This window comes from Actinomadura mexicana (assembly GCF_900188105.1).
GTDB lineage: Bacteria > Actinomycetota > Actinomycetes > Streptosporangiales > Streptosporangiaceae > Spirillospora > Spirillospora mexicana.
In genome coordinates, this window is sequence record NZ_FZNP01000009.1 from 166901 (window position 1) to 191778 (window position 24878).

Here is a 24878-nt window from a genome sequence, read left to right on the forward strand (position 1 = left end):
CGCTGACGACTGCGGACGCGCCAGGGCGATGTGCAGGGTGAGACGTGCAGAGTGACCGGAAGCTGGGAGAGGGCGTGACTCCAACCGGAATGCCGGATGACGACCACGAGGGTGAGCGTCCAGAACCCGGACGGCCGGCGCAGACGCCTCCCCTGACGGGCTGGCTGGACGACCAGGACGCCTCGTCCGGCCCGCTGCTCCCCGCGGACGACCCGGAGGACGACCTCGACGACGTTTCCGAGGACGATCCCGACGACGGCGACGCGCCCGAGGACTTCCCCGAGGACTCCCCCGAGGACGATCCGGAAGCGGACATGGCGGACCGCACCGTCATGGACCCCAACATCAACCAGACGATGATCCTGCCGAGGAGGCAGAAGTCCGCGGCCGACCGGCCCGCGGAGACCGCCGGAGAGACCGCCGGAGAGACCGCCGGAGAGACCGCCGGAGGGGGCGGCGCGGGCGAGGAGGCAGCCGCCTCTCCCGTCCTGCCCGCTCCCGTCGCGGACGCTCCGGCCACGTCCACCGACATCCCCGCGCCGCCGCCCTTCCCGTACGGGCAGGACGCGGCGGACGTGACGAGGACAGAGCTCCCCACCCTGCCGCCCTCCCCCTACGGGCAGGAGATGGCGGACGTGACGAGGACCGAGATCCCCACCCAGCCGCCCCCCTCCTACGGGCAGGACATGGCGGACGTCACCCGCATCGAGAAGCTGCCGCCCGCGCCCCCGCCGCCCGCGCCCCCGCAGGCCGCCCATCCGCAGCCCGCGCCTCCGCAGCCGTCGCCCTCGCAGAGCCCCCCGTCCCACGAGCCGTTCCCGTTCGCGCAGGAGATCCCCGGCGCTCCCGCGCGTCCGTCCCACGAGCCGTTCCCCTGGGCGCAGGAGATACCGGGCGCGCAGACTCCCCCGGCCCCGCGGACCCCTCCGGCGGCGGAGCCGTTCCCGTGGGCGCAGCAGATCCCGGCCCCGCCCCCCGGGCCGGAGCCCGTCCACCCGATGGCGCCCCCGCCGGCGATCGAGGAGCCGTGGCGCACCGGAGGGCCGCACGGCTCGAAGGGTCCCCGCAGGAGCATCAAGAAGCCGCTGCTCATCGGCGCGGGCGGCCTGGCCGCCGTGGCGCTGGTCGCCGCGGGCGTGCTGGTCGTGCCCGGCCTGATCGGCGGAGACGATGACGACGGCGGCGGCGCGGGCGCCAAGCTCGCCGGCGCGCTGTTCCCGGTGGACGCCGCGGCCCGCACCGACGGCCGCGACCAGCAGGTCACCGGCGTCGCGGCGCGCGGCTCGACGGTGGTCGCGGTCGGCGGCGAGACCGACCCGCAGGACTCCCGCGGCCTGTTCCTGGTCTCGACGGACGGCGGACGCACCTTCGAATCGGTCGACCAGCAGGACACCGACGGCGGCATGGCGCCGCCCGGCGGGGTCCCCGAGGCGGTCGGCGCGTCGCGCCGCGGCTGGGTCGCCGTCGGCAGCCGGGCCGACGGCGGCGGCGCCGTGTGGACCAGCAAGGACGGCAAGGAGTGGCGCCGCCAGCCCGACGCCGTCGGCGACGTCTTCGGCCCGCACGACCGGGTGAACCGGATCGTCGGCACCGGCGGCGGGTTCCTCGCCGTCGGCGAGAACTCCCCCAAGGGCGACTTCAGCGACGCGCGTCCGGCGGTGTGGCTGTCGAGCGACGGGCGCCGGTGGGAGGCGCGGGTCGACGACCAGATCGGTTTGCAGGTCCAGAACGGCGATCTCTCCCTGGTCGAGGCCGCGGCGAGCGGCGATGTGATCCTGCTGGAGGGGCTCATCACGCCCGACTCCAAGAAGCCGGGCCCCTACCGGAAGGTCTGGCGTTCCGACGACGCCGGCCGGACGTGGTCGTCGTCCGAGGTGCCGGCGCCCAAGGGCAGCCGCGGCCTGATGGTCGGCGGCGGCGGCGGGTCGGGGTTCCTGGCGATGCGCGAGATGTCGGCGTCCGGGAAGCTCTTCGGCCAGGCCTTCACGTCCAAGGACGGCAGGTCGTGGACCAAGACCGGGAAGCTGGAACCGGCCGGCTACCAGCGCACGAACGGGATCGTCTCCGACGGCCGGGGCTTCACGGCCGTCGTCGTCCGGGGCGGGGACGTGCTGCTCGCGCGCAGCGCGGACGGCGCCGCCTGGAAGGCGGCCGGCTCCGCCGAGTCGAAGGAGGGCCGGGAGGTGCTGGGGGCCGCGGCGGCCGGCGGCCAGACGGTGCTCGTCGGCCGCGAGCCCGGCGGCGGCGACCTGGACCCGATGCTCGGCGTGTGGGACGCGGGCGGCGCCGCGGTCCCCGTCGACCTGGCGAAGATCCCCGGTGCCGTCCGGCCCGACCATGCGGTGCGCGCCGTGACCGCGACCGACGGCCTGGCGGTCGCGGTGGGCAGCGCGAGCGGCGACGCCGCCGTCTGGTCGTCGCAGGACGGCGCGTCCTGGAAGGCCGCGCAGGGGCTCGGCGCCGCGTTCACCCGGCCCGGCCCGCAGCGGCTCGACGACGTCGCCGCCGGCCGCGCCGGCTGGCTGGCGGTCGGCTACGACCAGTCCGCGCCGCGCCGCCCGCTCGTCGTCACCTCCAAGGACGGCGCGACGTGGCAGGCCGCCGACACCGCGCCCGCGTTCGCGGCGAACAAGCAGGGCGCGCCGGTCACCTACGCCGCGGCGGCCGGCTCCGCCGGTTACGTCGTCGTCGGCACGCAGGGCTACTCGGTCACGACCTGGTACTCGTCCGACCTGAAGAACTGGGCGCGGGGCGCCGGCGCGGATCCGAAGATGATGGCGGGCACCAAGGCCGCGAGCCGCTGGACGCTGGACGTCACGTCAGGGTCGTTCGGGTACGCCGCCGTCGGCGGCAGCCGGAACGGCAAGGGCAACCACCCGTCGGTGTGGCTGTCGCCGGACGGCAAGCGCTGGACGCTTCAGGAACTCCCGCTCCCCGGGGCCGGAGTGAGGGAAGGCCACCTCACCCATGTCGCCGCCAAGGGCGACACGCTCGTGGCCGCCGGACTCGCCGCGACCCCCAAGGGCCTCGACTGGCTCGGCTACGTGTCCACCGACGCCGGCAGGACGTGGCGTCCGCTGGAGTCGCCGAGCGGCGGCACGACCGTCGGCGTCACAGCGCTGGCCGCGACCCCGAAGGGCTTCGCGGCGACCGGCACCACCGGGCGCGCGGGCGCGACCGACGTGGTGTCGTGGACGTCCGCGGACGGCTCTTCCTGGCAGGCGTCCACGCCCGGCGGCACCGGTCTCGGCGGCGTCGGCGACCAGGAGGTCACCGGCCTCGCCGCCTTCGGGAACACGCTGCTCGGGGTGGGCCGCAGCGCCGGCTCGGGCGGCGTCCAGCCCGTCCTGTGGAGCCGACCCGTCCCGTGACCCGGGCCGTGCGGTGACCCGGGCCGTGCGGTGAACCCGCGCGCCGCCCCGCGCTACTTCTCCGGTTGCGGCGGGGCGGTGTCCAGGCCGGGCAGCCGCTGGTGCCCGTCCTCCGCCCGGCGCGCGTGGCGGGGGACGTAGGGGATCGCGGGGCCGGGGGCCGCCGTGCGGGCCCTGCCGCGGTCGCGCAAGCGGTTGCGGCGGGCGCCGTAGGGGGCGACGACCGCGCGGTAGAAGGGTTTGCGGATCAGGGTGGGGACGAGGCGGTAGCCGCCGCGGACCATGACGTTGCGCCAGTACTGGGGCTGGGAGATGAAACCCTCGCGGAGCATCTCGCGCTGCAGCCGCAGTTCCGATCGCAGCAGGTCGCGGCCGCCGCGGCGCTCGTAGGCGCCGTCGCCGACGCGGTAGTAGACGAGGGGATCGGCGACGTTCACCATCCGCGCGCCGCCCGCGATCATGCGGACGAACAGCCAGTAGTCCTCCATCAGGGGGAGGTCGCCGTAGCCGCCCGCTGCGACGACGGCGCTGCGCCGGTAGACGACCGTGGGGTGGTTGAACGGGTCGTGCAGGCGGGAGTAGCGCGCGATGTCGGCGGGGTCGCTCGGCGGGGTGCGGCGGCCGACGATGTCGGTGATGTCGGAGCCGAACTCCAGCAGGCCCGCGCCCACGAGGTCGGCGCCCGCGCGGACCAGCGGGACCTGCGTCTGGAAGCGGTGCGGCATCGAGTAGTCGTCGGCGTCCATGCGGGCGACGATGTCGTACCGGGCGGCGTGCAGGCCGGCGTCGAGGGCGGGGCCGAGGCCGCGGTTGTGCTCCAGGTGGACGAACGTGACCTCGACCGGGCTGATCCTCACGAGCTCGCGCAGGACGGACGCGAGAGCGGGCGGGACGGGCCCGTCCTGGACGAGGACGACCTGGTCGGGGCGGAGGGTCTGCAGGTGGACGGCGCTGCGGAAGGCGTCCCGGACATGCTCTTCCCGATCACCGCCGTAGACGGTCATCAGCAGGGTGAAGGGTTCGGGCTGCATGCGTCCGTTCCGGGAAAGCGTGGCGGCCGTGAGGCGCCCGTGCGGGGGCGGGTCGGCGGGCCTGGTCGGGGGATGAGGGGTCGCCGTCCTAGATGGGACGCTTTGAAGCGGTTGATGGTTTGCGCGGGCCAAGATACCGGTGAGAGACGCCTACATCAGGTTTGAGCGCAGAATCAGGTCTGTGCGCAGATATCACGGTCGGCGCGGATCTCCCCCGCCATCTTCGGGACCATCGGGCCCAGCCCCCGCAGGGTGGCACCGTCCCGGCCGACGACCAGGTAGACGTAGCCGGGTCGGGCGGACGCCCACGGGCGCGACCGGTGGCCGGGCACCGCGATCGCCACGCGGGCGGCCTGCCGCTCGGCGCCCGTCCCGTAGAGGATCTGGGTGTGGGGGAAGACCTTCTTGGCGGTGCCGACCTTGACGACCTGGAAGCCGCGCTCGGCGAGCTGGTCGGCGGTCCGCTGCGCGAGGCCGCCGGTGCCGGAGGCGTTGTAGACGCCGAGCCTGACCTGCGCGGGCGGGACGGGCTGGACCTTGTTCTGCGCGGCCACGGGCTCCGGCTGCGGAAGCTTGTTGTCCTCCCGGATGGCCCGGAACAGCGGCTCGGCGGCGGCCTGCGCGAACTGGACGCGGTTCCTGTCCTGCGGGAACGCCTCCACGGGAACGGTGACGAAGCGGACCTTCCCGGCGCTCATCCCGCCCAGGGATCCGGCGAGCTTCTGCATCACCGACAGCGTGAGCCCGTCGTCCGCCCTGATGGACCTGGTGGCGGCGGACAGGAAGTCGTAGGTGCGGCCGGGGTCGGTGAGCATGCCCTTGCCGGTCGCCTTCTTGACGACCGAGGCCATGAACGCCTGCTGCCGCTTGATCCGGTCGAGGTCGGAGCCGTCGCCGAGGACGTAGCGGGTGCGGACGTAGCCGAGGGCCTGGTCGCCGCGGACGGTCTGCCGGCCGGCCCTGAGGTGCAGCTCGGCCTTGGGGTCGTCGATCCGCCTGGGGACGCAGATCTCCACGCCGCCGAGCGCGTCCACGACCCGCTTGAACCCGGCGAAGTCGACCTCGACGTAGTGGTCGATATGGATCTTGGTGAGCGACTCGATCGTCCGCCAGGTGCAGGCCGGGCCGCCGTTGGAGAACGCCGCGTTGATCATCCCGAACTGGGCCGGGACGGTCGTGCCGTTCCGGCGCTTGCAGGGCGGCATCTGCACCATCGAGTCGCGCGGGAAGCTGACGCCGATGGCGCTCTCCCCGCCGGGCGAGATGTGCAGCAGGATCGTGGTGTCGGAGCGCTGCCCGGCCTCGGTGCCGTACCGGGCGTTCTCACCGGCGCGGCTGTCGGAGCCCATCATCAGGATGTTCAGCGAGTTGTTCAGCTTGGGCGGCCGGTGCTCGCCGAGCCTGCCGTCGACGTTCTCGCGGTCGATCTGGCCGTCGAGCCGCCGCCAGAAACCGTAGGCGGTGAGGCTGCCCGCCACCAGCACGACCGACAGCCCGATCGACACCCAGCCGAGCATGCGCCACAGGCGCCCCCGCACCGGCGGCTCCGGTGGCGGCGGGGCGCTGTCCGCGTAGTACACGGGCGGTGGCGCGACGGCTGGCTGCATCCGGAACATTTCAGCACAGATTGGACATGTGCCAGGGGGCGTCGCGAGAAAGAGGGACGCCGGCGGCCGCCCGGCCCGCGGGCTCGGGATCATCGCCTGACACGGGCTCCCCACCGCGCCGCCAGGATGCCTCGGGACGGAACGCCGCAGCCCAAAGCGGCTTTCCGCGCCCTGGCCGCCGCATACGGGGCACGAGGTAGATGATCTACCCGTAAGGGATGCTGTACGGTCCTGCCCATGGAAGAGGCCGGTCAGCTCAACGCGCTTGAGCGGGCCGTCGAGGGGACGCTCGCCGAGGGGTCGTTCGAGTTCGACGACGAGGAGGCGGTCCTGCGCATCGAGGGGTCCCTCATCCTCACGACCGGCTGGTTCCTCGGCTTCGGCGCGGGCGGCGTGTCGCTGCTGCTGACCGGTGCCGTCCTGTCCCTGACCGGGTTCCAGGACCAGGCGCGGTGGGCGCTGGCCCCCGGCGCCGTCCTGCTGGCCCTGGTGGCCGGGTTCGTCCTGCTGCTGCGCTTCACCCCGCTGGCCGGTCTCTGGTCGGACCTGGAACTGCGGTTCGCCGAGCAGGCGATGGTCCACCGGCGGACGCGGATCCCCTTCGGCGACCTGCGCCCCGAGCACCTGGTGTGGAAGAACGGCCGGTTCTTCCGGCGCCTCTACGTCCGGCACCCGTCGCTGCGCAAGCAGCTCGCCGGGTTCTTCGGCAGCGAGGAGCGGCAGGCCGAGGAGTTCCAGCGGCGGCTCTGGGAGCTGATCTCCACGCCCGACCTGCACGGCGTCCTCACCCACGGCAGCGACCTCACCCCGGTGCAGCGCTGGATCATCGCGGCCGGCGCCCCCTACGGCGCCGTCAACGGGTTCCGGGTGGACCGGCTCGGCGCCGCGGCCGGCGCGTCCGCCGCGGCCGCCGACCGCCGCGCCGCCCAGGACCTGCTCCAGGACCCCTGGGGCGCCTACGACCTGGAGCAGCTCCTCGGCGCCGTCAACTGGCTCGTCCAGGACGGGCACCGCGCCGACTTCACGCAGGACGCGCACCTCGCCGGCCGGCCCCCCGCCGCGCGGCGTGAGTACGAGTCGCTGCTGCGCGAGGTCGACGCCCTCATCGCCGGCGACCGGCTGGAGCCCCCGTTCGTCGAGCGGCTGATCGAACTGGTCCGCGTCCGGTACGGGGACGAGGGCGGCTCGTACGCGCGGCTCGTCCCGCCGCTGCTGCGCGACGAGCCGGGGGCGGACGCGAGCGAGGAGGGCGCCGAGCTGGCGCTGTTCCTCCACCAGCTATTCAACGACCGCAACCACGCGACGGAGGAGCTGCACCGGTTGGAGGCCCTCGCCGACCCGGCGCTGCGCGCCAACGTCGGACGGTTCCTGATCTGGGACTACGGGCGCGCGCTCATGCTCTACCGGTGGGGCCACATCGTCGGCTGGCTGACCGAGGAGTACTGCTGGGACCGGATGCTCCCGCTCGCGCTCGACATCCAGCGGCGGTACACGTCCTGGCGGGACATGGCGACCTGCTACCTGCAGGGGCGCCTGCTCTGGTCGGGCGGCGGCGGCAAGGCGCAGGCCGAGTACGAGCAGCTCATCGAGGAGCTCGCCGCCGAGCCCCGCAGCCCGTGGAACCTCGTCCCCTGGGACCTGGACCTCACCCGCGACTGGGCCTAGTCCGGGACTCCTCGCCCGCCGCAACGGGGCCGGGTGCGTGATCTATATCTCACACCCTCGGAAGCCTTGCCGCGGAACGGTTGTGTCGGCGCGGTCATCTGTATATGGGAAATCTGCCATGAAATCACCATTCACCTCCCGTAGTCTGGCCCGATCTCAGTCGGCATCCCGCACGTGAACCGCCCGGAGCGACCATGAACCCCCCACCTTGGCCCGGCCAGCAGCCCGGTCGGCCGGGCTTCCCGCCGCCTGCCGCACACCCCGGCCCGCCCCCGATGCCCGGCGGCCCCGGCTTCCCGCCCCCCTACCCGCCCCCGCGGCGCGGCGGCGGCGGCACGCTCGTGTGGCTGCTCGTCGTCGGCGCGGTCCTGGTGGTGGCCGTCGTGGGCACGTGCGCCGTCCTCGTCTTCGGTGGCGATGACGACGACCCGGTCCGGCCGGTGTCGCTGCCGTCCACGACGCGCATCCCGTCCTACGGCTCCACGACGGAGCCGACGACCGGGCCCTCCCCCACCAGCTCCATCGGCGGGACGGGCGACCCGGCCGGCGTCCTGAAGCGGACGATCACCACGGCGAAGGGCAACGTGTTCACGCAGGCGGGGACCCGCACCGAGTCGTGCACCACCCGCGCGAACTCCGTGCTGCTGCCCGCGCTGCGCCGGCACCCGTGCGTCGGGAGCATGCACTCGGCCGTCTACGCCAGCCCGTCCAAGCAGATCATCACCTCGGTCTCGATCCTGAAGTTCGCCACCTCGACGGACGCGTCCCTCGTCAAGGCCTACACGAACCAGGAGGGCTGGCCGAAGCTGCTGACCCCGTCGGACGCCAGCGGTCTTCCGCAGCCGAAGGCCGACCCCGCGTACTGGACGCGGACCTGGGCGCAGGGGTCCACGGTCATCTACGCCCAGTCGTACTGGTCCAGCGGCGGCCCGACGGGCGACCGCACGGGCAGCGTCTTCGCCACCGCCGGGGAACTCGGCGTCGAGGTCACCAACACGCTGCTCTGGAGCAACTGATCCCGGGCGGGGCGGCCGGCGACCCCGCCGGCCGCCCCGGCGGGGTCGCCGGGCGCCACGGCCCCCGGTCACACCTTCGATCACGAAGAGCCCGTCAACGGACGAACCCCGCCGTCCCGGGTCGGGGACGGCGGGGTTCAGAGACCCGGTGCGGGTCAGATCGTGACTTCGAGGCCGGCGACCTCGCCGGTCTTCGCGGTGACGCCGGTGTCGACGCTCACACCGCCGGCCGCCAGGACGCGGACGGTCCAGGCGCCGTCGGCGGCGAAGAAGCGGAACACGCCCTCCTCGCCCGTCACCACCTCGGCGGTGAACTCGCCGGACGAGTCGAGCAGGCGGGCGTAGGCGCTCGACACCGGGACGCCGTCACGCGTGACGGTCCCCTGGATGACGGCCTCGTTGGTCAGGTCGACGGTCGCCGGAAGGTGCGCCGTCTGCTCGGGCGCTGCGCAGCCCTGGGTCATGGTTCCTCCAAGTGTGGTGCTGCGGGACTTACTTGCCTGCGCCGAGCTCGATCGGCACGCCGACGAGCGAGCCGTACTCGGTCCACGAACCGTCGTAGTTCTTCACGTTCTCCAGGCCCAGCAGCTCGCGCAGCGCGAACCACGTGTGCGAGGAGCGCTCGCCGATGCGGCAGTAGGCGATGGTGTCCTTGTTCAGGTCGACCCCGGCCTCGGTGTAGAGGGCGCGGAGCTCCTCGTCGGACTTGAACGTGCCGTCGTCGTTGGCCGCCTTCGACCACGGGATGCTGGCCGCGGTCGGCACGTGGCCGGCGCGCTGCGACTGCTCCTGCGGCAGGTGCGCCGGGGCGAGCAGCTTGCCGCTGAACTCGTCGGGCGAGCGGACGTCGATCAGGTTCTGCTTGCCGATCGCGTCGACGACCTCGTCGCGGAAGGCGCGGATCGACAGGTCCTGCTCCTTGGCCGTGTACTCGGTCGCGGGACGGCTCGGGACGTCCTTGACCAGCTCGCGGGAGTCCAGCTCCCACTTCTTGCGGCCGCCGTCGAGGAGCTTCACCTTGTCGTGGCCGTACAGCTTGAAGTACCAGTACGCGTACGCGGCGAACCAGTTGTTGTTCCCGCCGTACAGGATGACGAGGTCGTCGTTCGCGATGCCCTTGCTCGACAGCAGCTGCTCGAAGCCGGTCCTGTCGACGAAGTCGCGGCGGACCGGGTCCTGCAGCTCGGTCTTCCAGTCGATCTTCACGGCGCCACGGATGTGGCCCTTGTCGTAGGCGGACACGTCCTCGTCGACCTCGACGAGCACGAGCCCGGGGTCGTCAAGGTGGGCCTCGACCCAGTCGGTGTCCACCAGGACGTCTGAGCGGCTCATGCGGGAACCTTCCCTTCGGAGCGGACTTTCGCGGTGATGCGGCGGAAGAGCGGATACAGCTCGCAGCCGAGGCAGAACCCGAACGCCGCGTTCAGGAACGCCGCCGCCAGCGCGAGGGCGGTGGCACCGATGCCGAGCCAGGTGGTCCCCGTCGTGTACCCGACCGTGCCCAGGAGGGCGAAGGCGAACCCGACCCCCTGCGCGAAGCGGGGCGGGGCCTCGTCCTCCAGTTCCCTGGGCGGAGCGAGACGGGGACGGACGAGCACTTTGAACACCAGTCCGTACGGGGCGTACCGGAGGCCGAGGAAGGTCGCGGTGGCGAACACGACGGCCTGAGCGGCGAGCAGTGCCCAGCTTCCGGTGACCAGAACCACGACGAGGACGGCCGTGGTGACATAGGCGCCGAAGCGCGGCCCACGCGGATCGACCTGCATCGGGGTGCTCCTGGCGGAGTGGAAGCGTGCGTACGAGCTAGAAGGAGAAATGCTCGGGGGCGGACGGGCTCGATGCCTCAGGCCATGCGACAGAGCGAGGCGGCCACGCGGCAGAAGTCCACCGCGCGGCGCTTCGTGAGCATCTGCTCTGTCCAGTAACGCACGGACACGATGTTAAGCCGACAATCCACGGGCTGTCACATCCGTCTCGCCTTGCGAGACAGTGACATTCGTCTTAGCGCAGGTCAAGAGGCTGCGGCTCATCTGATGGCCTCCCCGAGAGCGGCGATGACATCGGGTTTGCGGGGCGCGCCGGCGGCGCGCCGGACGACGCGGCCGGCGGCGTCCAGGACGAGGACGGTCGGCGTCCGCACGACGTTCAGCCGCCGGACGAGATCGAGATGCGCCTCCGCGTCGAGTTCGACATGGACGACGCCCTCCACCATCCGGCTCACCTCGCCGAGGACGCGGCGGGTGGCCCGGCACGGCGCGCAGAAGGCGCTGGAGAACTGCAGCAGCGTGGCCTTCTCGCCGAGCTCGGCGCCCATGTCGTCCGGGCCGACGGTCTCGCCCACCTGCTCGCCCTCCTTGCGCCGGGCGCGCAGCACGCCGTCACGGCGCCGCCTCACCAGGCCGAACACCGTGGCCGCGAGGAGGACGCCCGCTGCGGTCAATGCTCCGATCATCGTCGGCTACAACCTCCCGGGCCTGCGCATTCTTCCCGCGGCCCGTCGTGTCCTCCGCCCGGCCTTCGCCCGCCGCTCGCCCCGGTCAGGTGGGGATCGTGAGGAGGGGCCGCCCGTCCAGGCCGACGATCTCGAACGAGAACAGCTGGCCGCGCGGGAACATCGTGGACCCGCGGTACTCACCGTAGCCCTCGTCGTACGGGACGTACCAGCTGCCGAGCGCGTCCCTGCGTCCGTCCCGCGCGATCACCAGCAGCCGGCAGTGCGACCCCTTCGGGACCCCGGCCAGGTGCAGCTCCACCTCGGTCCCCCACTCCTTCCGGTGGAGCACCACGTAGCCCTTGACGGCGGACTCGGGGTCCGTCGCGGTGATCCGCTCCCCCGTCACCACCGGCGCGGGCGACGACGCGGACGGCGGCGGCCCGGCGACCGGGCCGCCCGTCCCGCCGGTCCGCGAGGGGAACAGCAGGCTCCCGAACAGGCCCCCGACGATCAGCAGCAGGCACGCGGCGGCGGCCGACGGGGCCCACCCCGCGGCCCGCCCGCCGGCCAGGCGCCCCAGCGGTCCGGGCCGTCCCCTCCGCCGTCCGGCCGCCCTGGCCAGCAGCCCGTCCAGCAGTTCGGGCGGCGGCTCGGCGACCCGTTCGAGCTGCGCCTCGTCGACCCGTCCGAGCAGCGCGGGGAGGCCGGCCATCCCGGCGAGCTCGTCGCGGCAGGCCGGGCAGTCCTCCAGATGGGCCTCCAGCCGGCTCCGCTCGCCGGGATCGAGCGCGCCGAGCACGTAGGACCCGAGCGCGGTGCGCGCCTCCGTGCAGTCGGTCATGGCGCCAGCCCCCGCTCCTCCAGCGCGAGTTTCAGTGCCCGCAGCGCGTAGTACGTGCGGGACTTCACCGTGCCGGGCGGGATGCCCAGCGTCTTCGACGCCTCCGCCACCGACCGGCCCCGGTAGAAGGTCTCGACCAGGACGGCCCGGTGCGGCGGGCTGAGCCCGGCCAGCGCCTCGGCGACCGTCCAGGACTCCAGCGCCCGGTCGATGTCGTCGGAGCCGTCGGCGGTCATCAGGACGTGCTCGTCGATGCCCGTCTCCGGCGGCCGGGCCCGCCTGGCGCGGTGCGCGTCCACGACGAGGTTCCGCGCGACCGTGAACAGCCACGGCCGGACGGGGCGCCCCGCCAGCGCCTCCGGGTGCTTCCATGCGCGCAGCAGCGTCTCCTGCACGACGTCCTCTGCCTGGGTTCGGTCTCCTCCGGTCAGCCGCAGGACGTAGCCGAGGAGGGCGCCCCCGTGCTCGCTGTACAGGGCGCGAAGCAGCCCCTCGTCGGCGGTCGGTCCCACACCACTGTCACGTACGCTCCCCCGGACCGGTTCAGGGGTTCCGCGATTACTTCTGCGCGGGCGCCTGGAGATCGTTCAGCCTGACGTTCTGGGCGGTCGCCGCCACGCGCAGCCCCTCGGGCGTGGGCTGGATCTTGCTGATCCGCGACCCGACTGGCAGGTCGGAGACGGGCACCACCCACGTGAGCTGCCGCTTCACCAGCGCCAGCGGGATCTGCGCGGCGCCGTTCGACCCCACCGACACGGGCGTGATCGCGATGCCCTTGGCGGTCGGCTCGACCTCCACGACCGCGGTGCCGTTCACCGGGAAACCGAGGACGTTCCCGGTCAGGTCGACCGACAGGTCGTCGCCCTTCGGCCCGATCCGCCTGACCTCCTTGGGCGCCTGCTTCTGGATCACGTCGTAGGGGACGACGGCCGAGGCGGTCGCGGTGCGCGCGGTCACGTCGGCGGCGCCGCCCTTGGTGACCTCCGACAGCGGCGCGTCGACGCCCCGCATGTCGACCTTGACGCCGGTGACGGTCACGCCCTGCTGCGTCCAGTCACCGATGGCCACCTCGATGTGCTTGTACTCGCCGCCGACCGCCTGCGTCAGGAACGGGATGCCGTGGATCGTGACGTCCGGCCGCTCCTGCAGGTTGTACTGCGCGGCCACCTGCTCGCCGATCTTGTCCTCGGCGACCCTGACCCCAAGCCGGTCCGCGGCGACCAGCCCCGCGGCCACGAGGATCAGCAGGACCAGCAGTACTTTCCGCATGTGTCTCCTTAGGCCTGCGGCAAGCGTTCGCCACACAATAGTGAACAAACCGCCCAGAACGGGTCGCTCCGGAGAATGACCTCGGAGCCCGGGAGGTCACCCCGCTGTGAGATCAACTGTGAGATCAACCACCTGCGAAGGGCGGCAGCACCTCCACGACCCCGCCCTCCGGCAGCGCCACCGACGCGTGCGGCCGCGTCCCGACCGGATCCCCGTCGACCAGGAAGGAACTCCGCCCGACGACCCGGGCGAACTCGTCGCCGCGCCCGTCCCCGGCTGCGGCGACCGCGTCCGCCAGCGTCGCCGCGTCGTACGGCTCCTCATGCGTCCCCGCCGCGGCCTTGGCGGCCGCCCAGTACCGCATCGTTCCCTTGGCCATGGGTACAGGCTCTCATCTCCCGCTGACACGGTCCGGCCAGGTCGCGCCCTGGCCGATGGACGCACCTCGGTTATGCTCAGGGGTGAGGGATCCGGGCGACGAGGCCATGGAGTTCATCCGCAAGGCCCTGCATGGCCGCCTCGTCTTCGAGCCGCCGGCCGTGCGCCGGTCTTGAGGATGGGCCGCCTGGGTCCTACGTCTTTTCAGGGACGGGAGGCGGCACTTGAGCAGCTTGCTCTTGCTGACCAACGCGTTGGAGCCCTCTGACGAGGTCCTTCCGGCGCTGGGACTTCTGCTGCACTCCGTGCGCGTCGCGCCCGCCGAGGGGTCCGCGCTCATCGACGCGCCACCGGCCGACGTCGTCCTGGTGGACGCCCGCCGCGAACTGGTCCAGGCCAAGGGCCTGTGCCGCCTGCTGCGCACCACCGGACTCGACTGCCCGCTGCTCGCGATCGTCACCGAGGGCGGGCTCGCCGCCCTGAGCTCCGAGTGGGGCCTGGACGACGTGCTGCTCCAGACCGCCGGCCCCGCCGAGGTCGAGGCGCGCCTCCGCCTGGCCGTCGGACGGGCCGCGGCGGGCGCGGAGGCCGACGACGTCCCTGGCGAGATCCGCAGCGGCGACCTCACGATCGACGAGGCCACCTACACCGCCCGCCTCCGCGGCCGCGTCCTCGACCTGACGTTCAAGGAGTTCGAACTGCTGAAGTACCTGGCCCAGCACCCGGGCCGCGTCTTCACCCGGGCCCAGCTCCTCCAGGAGGTCTGGGGCTACGACTACTTCGGCGGCACCCGCACGGTCGACGTCCACGTCCGCCGCCTCCGCGCCAAGCTCGGCGCCGAGTACGAGTCCCTGATCGGCACCGTCCGCAACGTCGGCTACCGCTTCGTCCCCGACCACCGCCCGGGCGACGCCGAGGAGAAGACCCCCGCCCGCGCCTGACCCGGCCGGCCCCCACCGGCGAGGCCGCCGAGGAACCGCCCCCGACGACGGGCGATCAGGACCCGGACGGCTCGTGCGTGCCGTTGAAGCAGAAGCGGGGCGGCGCCTTCAGGGTGGGCGGCTCGGAGCCGGGAAGCTCGTCGATCTCGATGCCCTCGCGCTCCGCCATGGCCGTCACCGCGGGCAGGTGGTCGTGGTAGAACACCGGGACCCAGCGGTCGGACGGTTCGCCGTGGCCGGCAGGCAGTTCCACCAGCCCCTCTTCTCCGGTGACACCCGCCCGGGCGGCCACATCGAGCGCTTCGCGCGGGTCGGCGTCCTCCACGTCCAGTGCCGCGAGCAGCGCTTCGACGGCGGCGCGCTCGACGTTCCCGGCGGTCACCGCGTGCAGCAGGTCTTCGTAGGCCAGCGCTGACGGGGAGCCGTCCCCCTCGATGAACTCGTCCATGCGCTCGGCCCCGTCGGCCAGGATGACGGACAGCCCGTCGTCCACGTGTTCGGGGAGCGGGGGGCCGCCCCAGGAGCCGTCCCACCAGCGCAGGAAGGCCACGGAGTAGTCCTCGTTCACCAGCAGGTCCTGGAGCCACCCCCAGGGCAGCCACGCCGGGCCCCCGGCGAGCAGGTCGACGGGAAGGTCCTGGATGTGCGTGTCGGAGACCTCGTTGTCGTAGCCGTACAGCAGCGCCCGGCCGCCCTCCACCCACCGCAGGGCCCAGTAGCCGTTCCCGATGTCCTCGGTGCGCAGGCTGCCGGCGTCCACATGGACCTGTCCGGAGCAGTCGTCGAGGTAGGGGGCCATCATGGCTTTGACCACGCCCTGGGCCCAGAGTTCGTCGGGGGGCGGTACGTCGGTGGAGACTTGGTCGAACACGGCGCTCCTTCTCGTCGGACGTTTTCCGGCCGTCCGACGCTTGGGGAACCGGACTGGTTCCCGAACACGCTCGCCCGGTCCACCTGGAGCGCGACCGGCCGACCCGAGACGGCGAAACGCTGGTAGATCACCGAGGCGGGAGAGGAAGCCCCGCACGGCTCTGAGGCCGGAGTGCTCGGCAGCCCGGCGGGCCTGGACGATCGGCCTTCCAGGGTTCGAGGCCGACGGCGATCAGCAGGAGGCGACGCCTCGGCAGGTCAGCCGGACTGTGGGTCTGTGCCTGCCGGTGGGCCGGACAGGACGCGTGCCAGCAGGTCACGGAGGTGCTTCTGGTCGGGGCCGGGCAGTTCGAAGATCGTCCGGGCCAGCGCGTGGACGCTGAAGCGCAACTCCCGTCGCTTGTGCTCGCCGGCTTCGGTAAGTACCACGTGCTTGACGCGGCGGTCGCCCGGGGTGGGCCGGCGGATCACCAGGCCGCGGCGTTCCAGGCCGTCGACGATGCCGGTGACGTTCGAGGGCTCGCATGACAGCCAGTCGGCCAGCCGGCGCATGGGGGCGGGGCCGGACAGGTTGGTCAGGACGAGCGCCTGGGCCGGCGGAAGGCCGAGTTCCGCCGCGGCGGCGTTGAACTGGGCGCGCAGCCGCCCGGTGACCTCGAAGACCAGGCCGCTCAGCTCGGCCACGACCTCATCCGCATCCGCGTCGGTACCGGCACCGGTTCCGGTGTCGGTGTCGGTGTCGGCCTGAGGACTCATGCGCCCAGCATAGCCGTCACTTGAGCCACTGAACTGTTCAGCTCCTGAAGTAAATGCTACGCTCCGGCCGGAGCAAAACTTCAGGACCTGAACTATCGAGCAGCTGAAGGAGATAGGGCGATGACGCACACCAGCACGGGCGGGCGCGCCGGCCTCAGGAGTCCACGTCGTGCGCGGGCACTCGCCGTGGCGGGTGCGGTCGCGGCCGCGCTGGCGATCTGGGCGGTCGGGGAACCGCTGCTTGGCCACGACCTGGTCGTCCAGCAGAAGGGACAGGAGCCGCGGGACCTGGGGGCGGCCGCCATCGGCGGCTTCGCGCTCGCCCCGTCGCTGCTCGGCTGGGCACTGCTGGCCGCGCTGGAGCGGGTGACGCCGCTGGCGGCCCGGATCTGGACGGCCGCCGCCCTGACCCTGCTCGCGGTGTCGTTCCTGCCCGTCATCAGCGTGCAGGCCTCCGGCGGTAGCAAGGCGGTGCTCGCCCTCACCCATGTGGCCGTCGGAGCCGTTCTCATCCCCGTCTTCTGGCGGACGGCCACGCTGCGCCGCGCCGACACGGGGAGCAGGCGATGACGGAGCCCGAGGACGAGATCCTCGACAGCCCCACCCCGTGGGTCGCCGACCACATCCGCGCCTACCTCGAAACCGACGGCGTCCAGGGCCACCTCTACCAGGGCTGGCCGACGCTGCTGCTCACGACGCGAGGCCGCCGGTCCGGCAGGCTGCGCCGCACCGCGCTGATCTACGGCCGGGACGAGGGCCGGTACCTGCTGGTGGCCTCCAACGCCGGAGCCGTCCAGCCCCCCGCCTGGTACCTCAACCTCACCGCGCACCCGCACGTGAGCGTGCAACTCGGAGCCGACACCTTCACCGCACGGGCCCGCACCGCCGCCCCGCAGGAGAAGCCACCGCTCTGGGCCCGGATGACCTCGGTCTTCCCCCTCTACGACAGCTACCAGGCCACCGCCGAACGCGACATTCCGGTGGTGATCCTGGACGACATCACACCCTGACCCAGCCCGCCATCCGCCGACCAGCCGATTCCACCGGAGCACCACCGCAGGTCGGCCCAGGGGGAATGCTCGCCGGGCTTCGCCGGGCTTCGCCGGGGGACGTCCGGGGGACAGCATGGGGACGCGCTGAGACGTCCCCTTGCGGCCCAGGACGTCCCAGCGGTACACCCCGGCGGCTCACCGGTTCCCGAGCGGCGTCCTAACGTCTGGCGCCGCCGGGGGGGCGGCCGGGCCGGGGCAGACCGCCAGGCCGCCGCGCCTGACCTGAACGGGCTGAGTTCGGCAGCGCCTCGGCAGCGCACTTCGGGCAGGATCGCTTTCCATGACGAACGTGGCGGACAGGCAGATACCCGAGTACCTCGACTTCGTCGGACCCGGGTGGCGCGGCATCCTGCTGCGGACCCACGCCGAGCTCATCGCCGTGCTGCCGAACTACCAGGTGGCTCAGGTCAAGGAGAAGTACGGCATGCTGGACGTCCACTTGGGCGCGTACGTCGACCCCGTCACCGGCGAGTTCGGCATCACCCGCGAACTCGGCACCCGGATCAGCGCCATCCTGCGGGCCGCCCGCGACGAGTCACGCCGCACGTGCGAGGTCTGCGGCGAGCCCGGCAGCGAGACCGGCCGGGGGTGGATCAAGACGCTCTGCCCCGACCACGCCCGGCCGCGCTAGGGCGGTCCACGCCTCGGTCGACGACCGACTCCGGGGACGGACCGAGCCGACGATCAGCCGAAGCGGCCGGTGATGTAGTCCTCGGTGGCCTTCTGGTCCGGGTTGGCGAAGATCTTGCTGGTGTCGTCGATCTCGATGAGCCTGCCGGGCTTGCCCGTCCCCGCGATGTTGAAGAACGCGGTGCGGTCGCTGACCCGGGCCGCCTGCTGCATGTTGTGCGTGACGATCACGATCGTGTACTGCGTCTTCAGCTTCTCGATCAGGTCCTCGATCGCGAGGGTGGAGATCGGGTCGAGCGCCGAGCACGGCTCGTCCATCAGCAGCACCTGGGGCTGGACGGCGATCGCCCGCGCGATGCAGAGCCGCTGCTGCTGCCCGCCCGACAGGCCGGCGCCGGGCTTGGCGAGCCGGTCCTTGACCTCGTTCCACAGGTTGGCCCCGCGCAGCGACTCCTCGACGACCTCGTCCAGCCGGCCCTTGCGGCGGACGCCGTTCAGCTTCAGCCCGGCCGCCACGTTGTCGTAGATCGACATGGTGGGGAACGGGTTGGGCCGCTGGAACACCATCCCGACGACGCGCCGCACCGCGACCGGGTCGACGGCCGAGTCGTACAGGTCCTCCTCGTCCAGCATGACCTTGCCCTCGACGCGGGCGCCCGGGATGACCTCGTGCATCCGGTTGAGGGTGCGCAGGAACGTGGACTTGCCGCAGCCCGACGGCCCGATGAACGCCGTCACCGAGCGCGGTTCGACCGTCATCGAGATGTCCTCGATGGCGTGGACGCCGCCGTAGTAGGCGTGCAGCCCGGATACCTCGATCCGCTTGGCCATGGGGTCAGGGTTCCTTTCTCTGGATCAGGGGCTCTGCTAATGCGCGGCTGTCGGACCAGGGGGGTCAGCGCCCCGCGGGCGCCTTGCGCCGCGCGACGAGCCGGGCGACCAGGTTGAGCAGCATGATGATCCCGATCAGCACGAGCGCCCCCGTCCAGGCCCGGTCGATCGAGTTCTGGCTGGGGTCGGCGGCCTGCTCCCAGATGAAGGTGGGCAGCGACGCCTGCGCGCCGTCGAACGGGTCGTTGTTGATCGCCTTGGTGAAGAAGATCGTGAGCAGCAGCGGCGCCGTCTCGCCCATCACGCGGGCGACGGCGAGCATGACGCCGGTGACGATGCCGGTCATCGCGGTCGGGAGGATGACGAAGCAGATCGTCCGCCAGCGCGGCACCCCGAGCGCGTAGGACGCCTCGCGCAGGTCGTTCGGGACGAGCTTGAGCATCTCCTCGGTGGCCCGCACGACCGTCGGGATCATCAGGATCGTCAGGGCGAGGGACCCGGCGAGCCCGGAGAAGTCGAAGCCGAACGTCAGCAGCCACAGCGCCAGCACGAACAGCCCCGCGACGATCGACGGGATGCCGGTCATCACGTCCACGGTGAAGCTGATCACCTTGCCGAGCCGCCCGTTGCCGGCGTACTCCACCAGGTAGACGGCGGTGAGCACGGCGATCGGCACGGCGATCAGGCTGGTGATCAGCACCTGCTCCAGCGTGCCGATGATCGCGTGGTAGGCGCCGCCGCCGGCGTCGCTGCCGCTGACGGCGTTCATCGAGAACTGGAAGAACGTCGGGTCGAGGCGCTCGGCGCCGTTCACGACCACGGTCCACAGCACCGACAGCAGCGGGATGAGCGCCAGCGCGAACGCGAGGTAGACCAGGGCCTGGACGGCCCGGTCCTTGATCTTGCGCCCGGCCGACACCGGCGCCAGCCGGGCGCCGGGGTCGGGCTTGCGGGTGGAGACGGCGGTCACACGAACTCCTTCCGGCGCGCGACGACCGCGCGGGCCGCCATGTTCACGAGCAGGGTGATCACGAACAGCACCAGGCCGGAGGCGATGAGGGCGCCGCGCCCGGTGGTGGACGCCTCGGCGAAGCTGTTGGCGATGTTGGAGGCGAACGTGGCGCCGCCGTTCTCCAGCAGGTGGAGGTTGATGCCGGGGACGAAGGTGAGGACCATCGCGACCGCGATCGTCTCGCCCATGGCGCGGCCGAGCCCGAGCATGGCGCCGCCGATCATGCCGGAGCGGCCGTAGGGCAGCACCGCCAGCCGGATCGTCTCCCAGCGGGTGGCGCCGAGCGCGAGCGCGGCCTCCACGTTGGCCCGCGGCACCTGCAGGAACACCTCGCGCGAGATCGACGAGATGATCGGCAGGATCATGATCGCGAGCACCACGGAGGCGGTGAAGATCGAGTTCTTGCCGGGGGAGTCGCCCCCGAAGAGCGGGATCCAGCCGAGGACCGAGTTCAGGAGCCTGCTGATCCCCTCCATGTGCTGGGACAGGAAGACCAGGCCCCAGAGCCCGTAGACGATGCTCGGCACCGCCGCGAGCAGGTCCACGACGTACCCGAGGCCGGAGGCGAGCCGCCGCGGCGAGTAGAAGGAGATGAACAGCGCGATGCCGACCGCCACCGGCGTCGCGATGAGCATCGCCAGCAGCGACGACACCACCGTCCCGAACGCGAGCTGCGCGATGCCGAACCTCGGCGGCGTCGCGTTCGGGTTCCATTCCTCGGCGGTCAGGAAGTTCGCCTTGTTGTCCTGCAGCGCCGGGACGGCCTTCCACACGAGGAAGACCGCGATCGCGGCCATGATCAGCAGCACGGTGATGCCGGAGCCGCGGGCCGCCGAGACGAAGATCCTGTCTCCGGCCCGTCCGGTGCTCATCCGCCTCGCGGCGGCACGGCGGTCGACGCCGGCGGCCGCGCCGACACCGGTCTCGCTCGTCACGGGACGTCCTCCTTCGATCATGTCGCCGGAACCCGCGTCGGCCCCGCCGCCGATGATCTCGGCGGCGGGGCTGCGGTTCCCGTCTTGTGCTGTCAGGACAGGGCCTTGACGGACGCCTGGACCTTGGTCAGCACGCTCTGCGGGAGCGGCGCGTAGCCCTTGGCGGTCAGGATCTTCTGGCCGTCCGCGCTGGAGGTGTAGGTGAGGAAGGACTTGACGAACCCGCCCTGCTCGGAGGGCAGCCCCTTCTCGCACGCGATCTCGTAGGTGACCAGGACGATCGGGTAGGCGCCCGGCTCCTTGGTCGCGTAGTCGATCTTCAGCGCGACGTCGTTGCCGGTGCCGACGACCTGCGCCCCGGCGACGGCCTTGGACGCGCTGTCGGGCGACAGCTCGGCGAACTCGCCCGCGCCGTTCCTGACGTGCGCGGTCTGCAGCTTGTTGTTCTCCGCGTACGACATCTCCACGTAGGAGATCGCGCCCTTGGTGCTCTTCACCTGGCTGGTGACGCCGTCGGACTTCGGCGCGCCCTGGCCGGTGGAGTTCGGCCACTTCTTGGCCTTCTCCCACGTCCAGGCCTTCGGCGCGGTGGTGTGCAGGTAGTTCGTGAAGTTCTCCGTGGTGCCGGACTCGTCCGAGCGGTAGATCGGCTTGATCGGGTCGGACGGCAGCTTGGCGCCGTCGTTCTCCTTGGCGATCGCCGGATCGTTCCAGGTCTTGATCCTGCCGGAGAAGATGCCCGCGAGCGTCTCGGGCGAGACCTTCAGGCCGTCCGCGCCCTGCACGTTGTACACGACCGCGATCGGGCCGACGACCATCGGCAGGTTCAGCGCGTTGCTCCCCTGGCAGCGCTTCTGCGCGGCGGCGGCCTCTTCGGGCTTGAGGGACGAGTCGGAGCCGGCGAACGCCACCTGCCCGCTCGTGAACGCCTGGATGCCCGCACCCGAGCCGCTCGGGTTGTAGTTCAGGTTGGCGCCCGCGCACTTGGACGAGTAGAGCTTCGTCCACTCTTCCATCGCGTTCTTCTGCGCGCTCGACCCGGCGGCGTTGACGCTGGCCTTCGCGCAGTCGATGTCGCCGGACGGCGCAGCGCTCGAACTCGCCGTCGTGTTGTTGTCGCTCCCGCAGGCGGAGAGGGCCAGCGCCCCCGCTACGACCACACCGCCCAGGGCGGCGAGTCGGGAACCGTTCTTCACCGGAGGGTCTCCTTGAGTTTCGTCGGGCGGGTCCCCCGAGCCGCCCCGGCCCATGTCGACCGGACGACGGGTTCACCGTCGAATGCGACGCTAGGCAGGCGAGGTGACCAGCCGCCCCGATCCAGGTGAACGGCGAATGAACGCAGACGAGCACAGTTGCGAAGAATGCCCCGATTCGTCGTGACCGCGGGGTTAACATCGCAGCTCACCACCCCAAAATCCCGGTCGGGACAGCCCCAGGCGGGGTTGGCCGACCGGCATCTGGGTAACGGGGGTTCGCCCAGCTGACGGGCGCCTTACAAGGCCGCGAGCATGGGCAGCGGGGGGGGTGTTACGGGGTCGTGGCGTACATGACGTCCACGGCGTGGCGGGCGAAGCCCAGGGACTCGTAGAGGCGGACGGCGGCGGTGTTCGACTCGTCCACGTACAGCATGATCTGGTCCATGCCGATGGCGCGCAGGTGGTGCAGGCCCCGCAGGGTGAGCGTCCGACCGAGGCCGAGGCCCTGCGCGGACGGGTCGACGCCCACGACGTAGACCTCCCCGATGCCGCCCGGGTGCACCTTCGTCCAGTGGAAGCCGGCGAGCCGCCCGTCCCGCTCGGCGAGGAAGAAGCCGGCCGGGTCGAACCAGGTCTCGGCCTCGCGCTCGCGGACGTCGTCCAGCGTCCAGGCGCCCTGCTCCGGGTGGTCGGCGAACGCGCGGGCGTTCACCTCCAGCCAGGCGCCCTCGTCCCGGCCCGGCTCGAAGGCGCGGATCGACACGCCCTCGGCGACGCGCGCCTCCGGCAGCGGATCGGCGGCCGGGCGCCGCAGCTGGAGCAGCGCGCGGGCCCGCTCCATCCCCTCGGCGGACGCGAGCGCGGCGGCGGCCGGGAGATCACCGTGCGCCCACACCCGCAGCGGTCCGCCGGCCTCGTCCCGCAGGGCGCGCAGCAGCGCCCGCCCGTGCCCGCGGCGCCGCTGCTCCGGATGGACGACCAGCTCGCCCGCCGCGGGCTCCTCCCCGGACGCCGGATCGAAGTGGGCGTAGGCCACGACGGTCCCGCCGTCGGACACCGCGAGACCGGACCGGCCGCCCCGCAGGGCCAGCAGGGCGTGCTCCGACAGCGGTCCCACCCCGTCGGCCGCGGCCGCGGCCGCGGCCACCTCCAGCGCCTCGGCCACCTCGGCGTCCCCCAGCGTCCCGCGCGCCCGCAGCTCACTCACGGTCCACACCCTATGCCGGGGCCGGCCTCTGCCAGGCGAACGCCCCGATCCGCATCCTCCCTGATCAATTCGTCATGGAAACGTCACCGGGCCGCCGGGTACCGTATGCCGGGCGAATCTAGCGTCCACAGAATGATTCGACGACGCACCTTCCTGGCCTGCGCCGCGGCGGGGCTGACGGTCGTGGGCGTGGCCGCGCAACCCGCCGCCGCGCGCCCCGCGCCGACCGCGTCCGTGCGGCTCATCGCACTCAACGACTTCCACGGCAACCTCGAACCCCCGTCCGGAAGCTCGGGGACGGCCATCGACGAGAACGGCGACGCCGTCCCCGCCGGCGGCGCCGCCTACATCGCAGCCCACCTCAAGCAGCTGCGCGACCGCCACACCCTCACCGTCGCGCAGGGCGACCTGATCGGCGCCTCGCCGCTGATCTCGGCCGCCTACCACGACGAGCCGTCCGTGCAGTTCCTCGGCGACGCGGGCGTCACGGCGTCGGCGGTCGGCAACCACGAGTTCGACGAGGGCTACCAGGAGCTGCGGCGCATCCAGAACGGCGGCTGCCACCCCGTCGACGGCTGCTCCCCGGCGGGCAGGTGGCGCGGCGCGAAGTTCGACTACCTCGGTGCGAACGTCCTGCTGAAGAAGAACGACCGGCCCGCCATCAGGCCGTGGACGATCCGCCGCGTCAACGGCGTCCGGATCGGCTTCATCGGCCTCGTCACCAGGACCACGCCGAGCATCGTCACGGCCGAGGGCATCAAGGACCTGAAGTTCCAGGACGAGGTGGACGCCGCGAACCAGGCCGCGCGCGAGCTGAAGCGCCGGCACGTCCGAGCGATGGTCGTGCTCGTGCACGAGGGCGACCAGGTCAAGGCGGGCGAGCGGCCGGACGAGTGCGGCGTCGTGCCCGGCGCCGGGACGCGCATCGCCCAGCAGGCCGACCCCGAGATCGACATGGTGCTGTCGGGGCACACCCACCAGCAGTACCTCTGCTCGGTCAAGGACCCGGCGGGCAACGCGCGGCTGTTCTCCTCGGGCTCGTCCTTCGGCCGCGTCATCACCGAGGTGAACCTCAGGGTGGACCGGCGGACCGGCGACGTCGTCCGGTCCTCGGTCAACGCCGACAACCACGTCGTGACGCGGGACGTCCCGCCGGACCCGGCGACGCAGACGTTCGTGCAGACCTGGAAGGACCGGGTCTCCGCGATCGCAGACAAGCCCATCGGCAGGATCACCGCGGATCTGACCCGCGCCCCCTCCGCCGCGGGCGAGACCGCGCTCGGCGACGTGATCGCCGACGGCCAGCTCGCCGGGACCAGGGACCTCGGCGCCCAGGTCGCGCTCATGAACCCGGGCGGCGTCCGCACCGACCTCGTCTACAGGGCGAGCGGCTCGGAGGGCGACGGGGTCGTCACCTACGGCGAGGCGTTCGCCGTGCAGCCGTTCAGCAACGTGATGGGCGTGACTTCGCTCACGGGCGCGCAGATCGACGCCCTCCTGGAGCAGCAGTGGACGGCCGCGGGCGAGAAGATCCTCCAGCCGTCGGCGAACCTGCGCTTCACCATCGACCGCGGCAGGCCCGTCGGCGACCGCGTCTCGGCGATCACCATCGACGGGGCCCCGGCCGGCCCGGCCACCACCTACAAGGTCGCGGCGAACAACTTCCTCCTCGGCGGCGGTGACGGCTTCTCCGTCTTCACCGAGGGCGAGGACCAGGTCCTCGGCCCCATCGACCTGGACGCGTTCGTCGCCTACTTCACCGCCCAGGGGACGGTCACCCCGCCCCCGCTGAACCGCATCTCGGGTCAGTGAGCACGATCTCGGATCAGTGAGCAC

General features: G+C 72.3%; 26 protein-coding genes. 8 read left to right on the forward strand and 18 right to left on the reverse strand.

Annotation, left to right across the window (positions count from 1 at the left end):
- Positions 1–74 precede the first annotated feature (74 nt).
- Positions 75–3371, forward strand: a complete 3297-nt coding sequence (locus tag CHC11_RS23775) for a beta propeller repeat protein (RefSeq protein WP_143227218.1) — start codon at positions 75–77, stop codon at positions 3369–3371.
- A 53-nt stretch (positions 3372–3424) separates the two neighbouring features.
- On the opposite strand, the gene CHC11_RS23780 is transcribed toward CHC11_RS23775, so the two are convergent.
- Together CHC11_RS23780 and CHC11_RS23785 are read right to left on the reverse strand one after the other, a co-directional pair.
- Positions 3425–4402 carry a glycosyltransferase gene (locus CHC11_RS23780; RefSeq protein ID WP_089314010.1) on the reverse strand — a complete coding sequence of 326 codons (978 nt, stop codon included), beginning with the start codon at positions 4400–4402 and terminating at the stop codon, positions 3425–3427.
- Between the two features lie 173 nt (positions 4403–4575).
- Positions 4576–6009: an LCP family protein gene (locus CHC11_RS23785; protein ID WP_089314205.1), complete on the reverse strand. Its 1434-nt coding sequence runs from the start codon at positions 6007–6009 to the stop codon at positions 4576–4578.
- A gap of 237 nt (positions 6010–6246) precedes the next feature.
- Here CHC11_RS23785 and CHC11_RS23790 point away from each other — a divergent pair, with 237 nt between their 5' ends.
- Both CHC11_RS23790 and CHC11_RS23795 read left to right on the forward strand, forming a co-directional pair.
- The gene (locus CHC11_RS23790) at positions 6247–7674 is read left to right on the forward strand and encodes a DUF1266 domain-containing protein (protein WP_089314011.1); all 1428 of its coding nucleotides are present in this window, start codon (positions 6247–6249) and stop codon (positions 7672–7674) included.
- A 194-nt stretch (positions 7675–7868) separates the two neighbouring features.
- Entirely contained in the window at positions 7869–8690 is an 822-nt protein-coding gene (locus CHC11_RS23795) for a hypothetical protein (protein ID WP_143227219.1), read from the forward strand.
- A 155-nt stretch (positions 8691–8845) separates the two neighbouring features.
- Here CHC11_RS23795 and CHC11_RS23800 read toward each other — a convergent pair whose 3' ends face one another.
- The 9 genes from CHC11_RS23800 to CHC11_RS23835 all read right to left on the reverse strand — a co-directional run bounded on the left by CHC11_RS23800 (position 8846) and on the right by CHC11_RS23835 (position 13613).
- Complete coding sequence (locus tag CHC11_RS23800; RefSeq protein ID WP_089314013.1) at positions 8846–9154, reverse strand: DUF1416 domain-containing protein; 309 nt, start codon at positions 9152–9154, stop codon at positions 8846–8848.
- A gap of 28 nt (positions 9155–9182) precedes the next feature.
- Entirely contained in the window at positions 9183–10022 is an 840-nt protein-coding gene (locus CHC11_RS23805) for a sulfurtransferase (RefSeq protein WP_089314014.1), read from the reverse strand.
- Positions 10019–10456, reverse strand: coding sequence for a DUF4395 domain-containing protein (locus CHC11_RS23810; RefSeq protein WP_089314015.1), 438 nt, complete (start codon positions 10454–10456; stop codon positions 10019–10021). Before CHC11_RS23810 ends, CHC11_RS23805 begins: the two co-directional genes overlap by 4 nt.
- Positions 10457–10533: 77 nt before the next feature.
- Positions 10534–10599, reverse strand: coding sequence for a putative leader peptide (locus CHC11_RS43925; RefSeq protein WP_353819285.1), 66 nt, complete (start codon positions 10597–10599; stop codon positions 10534–10536).
- A 117-nt stretch (positions 10600–10716) separates the two neighbouring features.
- Complete coding sequence (locus CHC11_RS23815; protein ID WP_245919706.1) at positions 10717–11004, reverse strand: TlpA family protein disulfide reductase; 288 nt, start codon at positions 11002–11004, stop codon at positions 10717–10719.
- A gap of 223 nt (positions 11005–11227) precedes the next feature.
- Positions 11228–11965, reverse strand: a complete 738-nt coding sequence (locus tag CHC11_RS23820; RefSeq protein WP_089314017.1) for an anti-sigma factor family protein — start codon at positions 11963–11965, stop codon at positions 11228–11230.
- Positions 11962–12477, reverse strand: a complete 516-nt coding sequence (locus CHC11_RS23825) for a sigma-70 family RNA polymerase sigma factor (RefSeq protein WP_089314018.1) — start codon at positions 12475–12477, stop codon at positions 11962–11964. Before CHC11_RS23825 ends, CHC11_RS23820 begins: the two co-directional genes overlap by 4 nt.
- Before the next feature lie 46 nt (positions 12478–12523).
- Complete coding sequence (locus CHC11_RS23830; protein ID WP_089314019.1) at positions 12524–13234, reverse strand: LmeA family phospholipid-binding protein; 711 nt, start codon at positions 13232–13234, stop codon at positions 12524–12526.
- A 124-nt stretch (positions 13235–13358) separates the two neighbouring features.
- A complete protein-coding gene (locus CHC11_RS23835; RefSeq protein WP_089314020.1) occupies positions 13359–13613 on the reverse strand; it encodes a MoaD/ThiS family protein in 255 nt (84 codons plus the stop codon).
- A gap of 223 nt (positions 13614–13836) precedes the next feature.
- Here CHC11_RS23835 and CHC11_RS23840 point away from each other — a divergent pair, with 223 nt between their 5' ends.
- Positions 13837–14553: a winged helix-turn-helix transcriptional regulator gene (locus tag CHC11_RS23840; protein WP_089314021.1), complete on the forward strand. Its 717-nt coding sequence runs from the start codon at positions 13837–13839 to the stop codon at positions 14551–14553.
- 55 nt (positions 14554–14608) lie between these two features.
- Here CHC11_RS23840 and CHC11_RS23845 read toward each other — a convergent pair whose 3' ends face one another.
- Positions 14609–15424 (reverse strand): hypothetical protein, encoded by an 816-nt coding sequence (locus CHC11_RS23845; RefSeq protein WP_089314022.1) that lies wholly within the window; start codon positions 15422–15424, stop codon positions 14609–14611.
- Positions 15425–15681: 257 nt separating this feature from the next.
- On the reverse strand, positions 15682–16179 hold the full coding sequence (locus CHC11_RS23850) for a MarR family winged helix-turn-helix transcriptional regulator (protein ID WP_089314023.1): 498 nt from the start codon (positions 16177–16179) through the stop codon (positions 15682–15684).
- Between the two features lie 120 nt (positions 16180–16299).
- Here CHC11_RS23850 and CHC11_RS23855 point away from each other — a divergent pair, with 120 nt between their 5' ends.
- The 3 genes from CHC11_RS23855 (at position 16300) to CHC11_RS23865 (ending at position 17862) form a co-directional block, all read left to right on the forward strand.
- On the forward strand, positions 16300–16749 hold the full coding sequence (locus CHC11_RS23855) for a DUF6069 family protein (RefSeq protein WP_089314024.1): 450 nt from the start codon (positions 16300–16302) through the stop codon (positions 16747–16749).
- Complete coding sequence (locus tag CHC11_RS23860) at positions 16746–17189, forward strand: nitroreductase family deazaflavin-dependent oxidoreductase (RefSeq protein ID WP_089314025.1); 444 nt, start codon at positions 16746–16748, stop codon at positions 17187–17189. The genes CHC11_RS23855 and CHC11_RS23860 overlap by 4 nt, the downstream gene beginning before the upstream one ends.
- 322 nt (positions 17190–17511) lie before the next feature.
- A complete protein-coding gene (locus tag CHC11_RS23865; RefSeq protein WP_089314026.1) occupies positions 17512–17862 on the forward strand; it encodes a hypothetical protein in 351 nt (116 codons plus the stop codon).
- 53 nt (positions 17863–17915) lie between these two features.
- On the opposite strand, the gene pstB is transcribed toward CHC11_RS23865, so the two are convergent.
- The 5 genes from pstB to mshD all read right to left on the reverse strand — a co-directional run bounded on the left by pstB (position 17916) and on the right by mshD (position 23042).
- Complete coding sequence (gene pstB, locus CHC11_RS23870) at positions 17916–18692, reverse strand: phosphate ABC transporter ATP-binding protein PstB (protein ID WP_089314027.1); 777 nt, start codon at positions 18690–18692, stop codon at positions 17916–17918.
- Positions 18693–18756: 64 nt separating this feature from the next.
- Entirely contained in the window at positions 18757–19662 is a 906-nt protein-coding gene (gene pstA, locus CHC11_RS23875; RefSeq protein ID WP_245919655.1) for a phosphate ABC transporter permease PstA, read from the reverse strand.
- Complete coding sequence (gene pstC, locus CHC11_RS23880) at positions 19659–20639, reverse strand: phosphate ABC transporter permease subunit PstC (protein WP_245919658.1); 981 nt, start codon at positions 20637–20639, stop codon at positions 19659–19661. The genes pstA and pstC overlap by 4 nt, the downstream gene beginning before the upstream one ends.
- Positions 20640–20731: 92 nt before the next feature.
- Entirely contained in the window at positions 20732–21835 is a 1104-nt protein-coding gene (gene pstS / locus CHC11_RS23885; protein ID WP_089314029.1) for a phosphate ABC transporter substrate-binding protein PstS, read from the reverse strand.
- Between the two features lie 331 nt (positions 21836–22166).
- The gene (mshD, locus tag CHC11_RS23890) at positions 22167–23042 is read right to left on the reverse strand and encodes a mycothiol synthase (RefSeq protein ID WP_179278969.1); all 876 of its coding nucleotides are present in this window, start codon (positions 23040–23042) and stop codon (positions 22167–22169) included.
- 132 nt (positions 23043–23174) lie between these two features.
- Between mshD and CHC11_RS23895 the strand changes: the two genes are divergently transcribed.
- Positions 23175–24854, forward strand: a complete 1680-nt coding sequence (locus CHC11_RS23895; protein WP_089314031.1) for a bifunctional metallophosphatase/5'-nucleotidase — start codon at positions 23175–23177, stop codon at positions 24852–24854.
- Positions 24855–24878 lie beyond the last annotated feature (24 nt).

Coding starts and splice junctions, on each gene's coding strand:
- CHC11_RS23780 (WP_089314010.1), bottom strand. CDS start 4,402: ATGCAGCCCGAACCCTTCACCCTGCTGATGACCGTCTACGGCGGTGAT.
- CHC11_RS23785 (WP_089314205.1), bottom strand. CDS start 6,009: ATGCAGCCAGCCGTCGCGCCACCGCCCGTGTACTACGCGGACAGCGCC.
- CHC11_RS23790 (WP_089314011.1), top strand. CDS start 6,247: ATGGAAGAGGCCGGTCAGCTCAACGCGCTTGAGCGGGCCGTCGAGGGG.
- CHC11_RS23795 (WP_143227219.1), top strand. CDS start 7,869: ATGAACCCCCCACCTTGGCCCGGCCAGCAGCCCGGTCGGCCGGGCTTC.
- CHC11_RS23800 (WP_089314013.1), bottom strand. CDS start 9,154: ATGACCCAGGGCTGCGCAGCGCCCGAGCAGACGGCGCACCTTCCGGCG.
- CHC11_RS23805 (WP_089314014.1), bottom strand. CDS start 10,022: ATGAGCCGCTCAGACGTCCTGGTGGACACCGACTGGGTCGAGGCCCAC.
- CHC11_RS23810 (WP_089314015.1), bottom strand. CDS start 10,456: ATGCAGGTCGATCCGCGTGGGCCGCGCTTCGGCGCCTATGTCACCACG.
- CHC11_RS23815 (WP_245919706.1), bottom strand. CDS start 11,004: ATGGGCGCCGAGCTCGGCGAGAAGGCCACGCTGCTGCAGTTCTCCAGC.
- CHC11_RS23820 (WP_089314017.1), bottom strand. CDS start 11,965: ATGACCGACTGCACGGAGGCGCGCACCGCGCTCGGGTCCTACGTGCTC.
- CHC11_RS23830 (WP_089314019.1), bottom strand. CDS start 13,234: ATGCGGAAAGTACTGCTGGTCCTGCTGATCCTCGTGGCCGCGGGGCTG.
- CHC11_RS23835 (WP_089314020.1), bottom strand. CDS start 13,613: ATGGCCAAGGGAACGATGCGGTACTGGGCGGCCGCCAAGGCCGCGGCG.
- CHC11_RS23850 (WP_089314023.1), bottom strand. CDS start 16,179: ATGAGTCCTCAGGCCGACACCGACACCGACACCGGAACCGGTGCCGGT.
- CHC11_RS23855 (WP_089314024.1), top strand. CDS start 16,300: ATGACGCACACCAGCACGGGCGGGCGCGCCGGCCTCAGGAGTCCACGT.
- CHC11_RS23860 (WP_089314025.1), top strand. CDS start 16,746: ATGACGGAGCCCGAGGACGAGATCCTCGACAGCCCCACCCCGTGGGTC.
- CHC11_RS23865 (WP_089314026.1), top strand. CDS start 17,512: ATGACGAACGTGGCGGACAGGCAGATACCCGAGTACCTCGACTTCGTC.
- pstB (WP_089314027.1), bottom strand. CDS start 18,692: ATGGCCAAGCGGATCGAGGTATCCGGGCTGCACGCCTACTACGGCGGC.
- CHC11_RS23895 (WP_089314031.1), top strand. CDS start 23,175: ATGATTCGACGACGCACCTTCCTGGCCTGCGCCGCGGCGGGGCTGACG.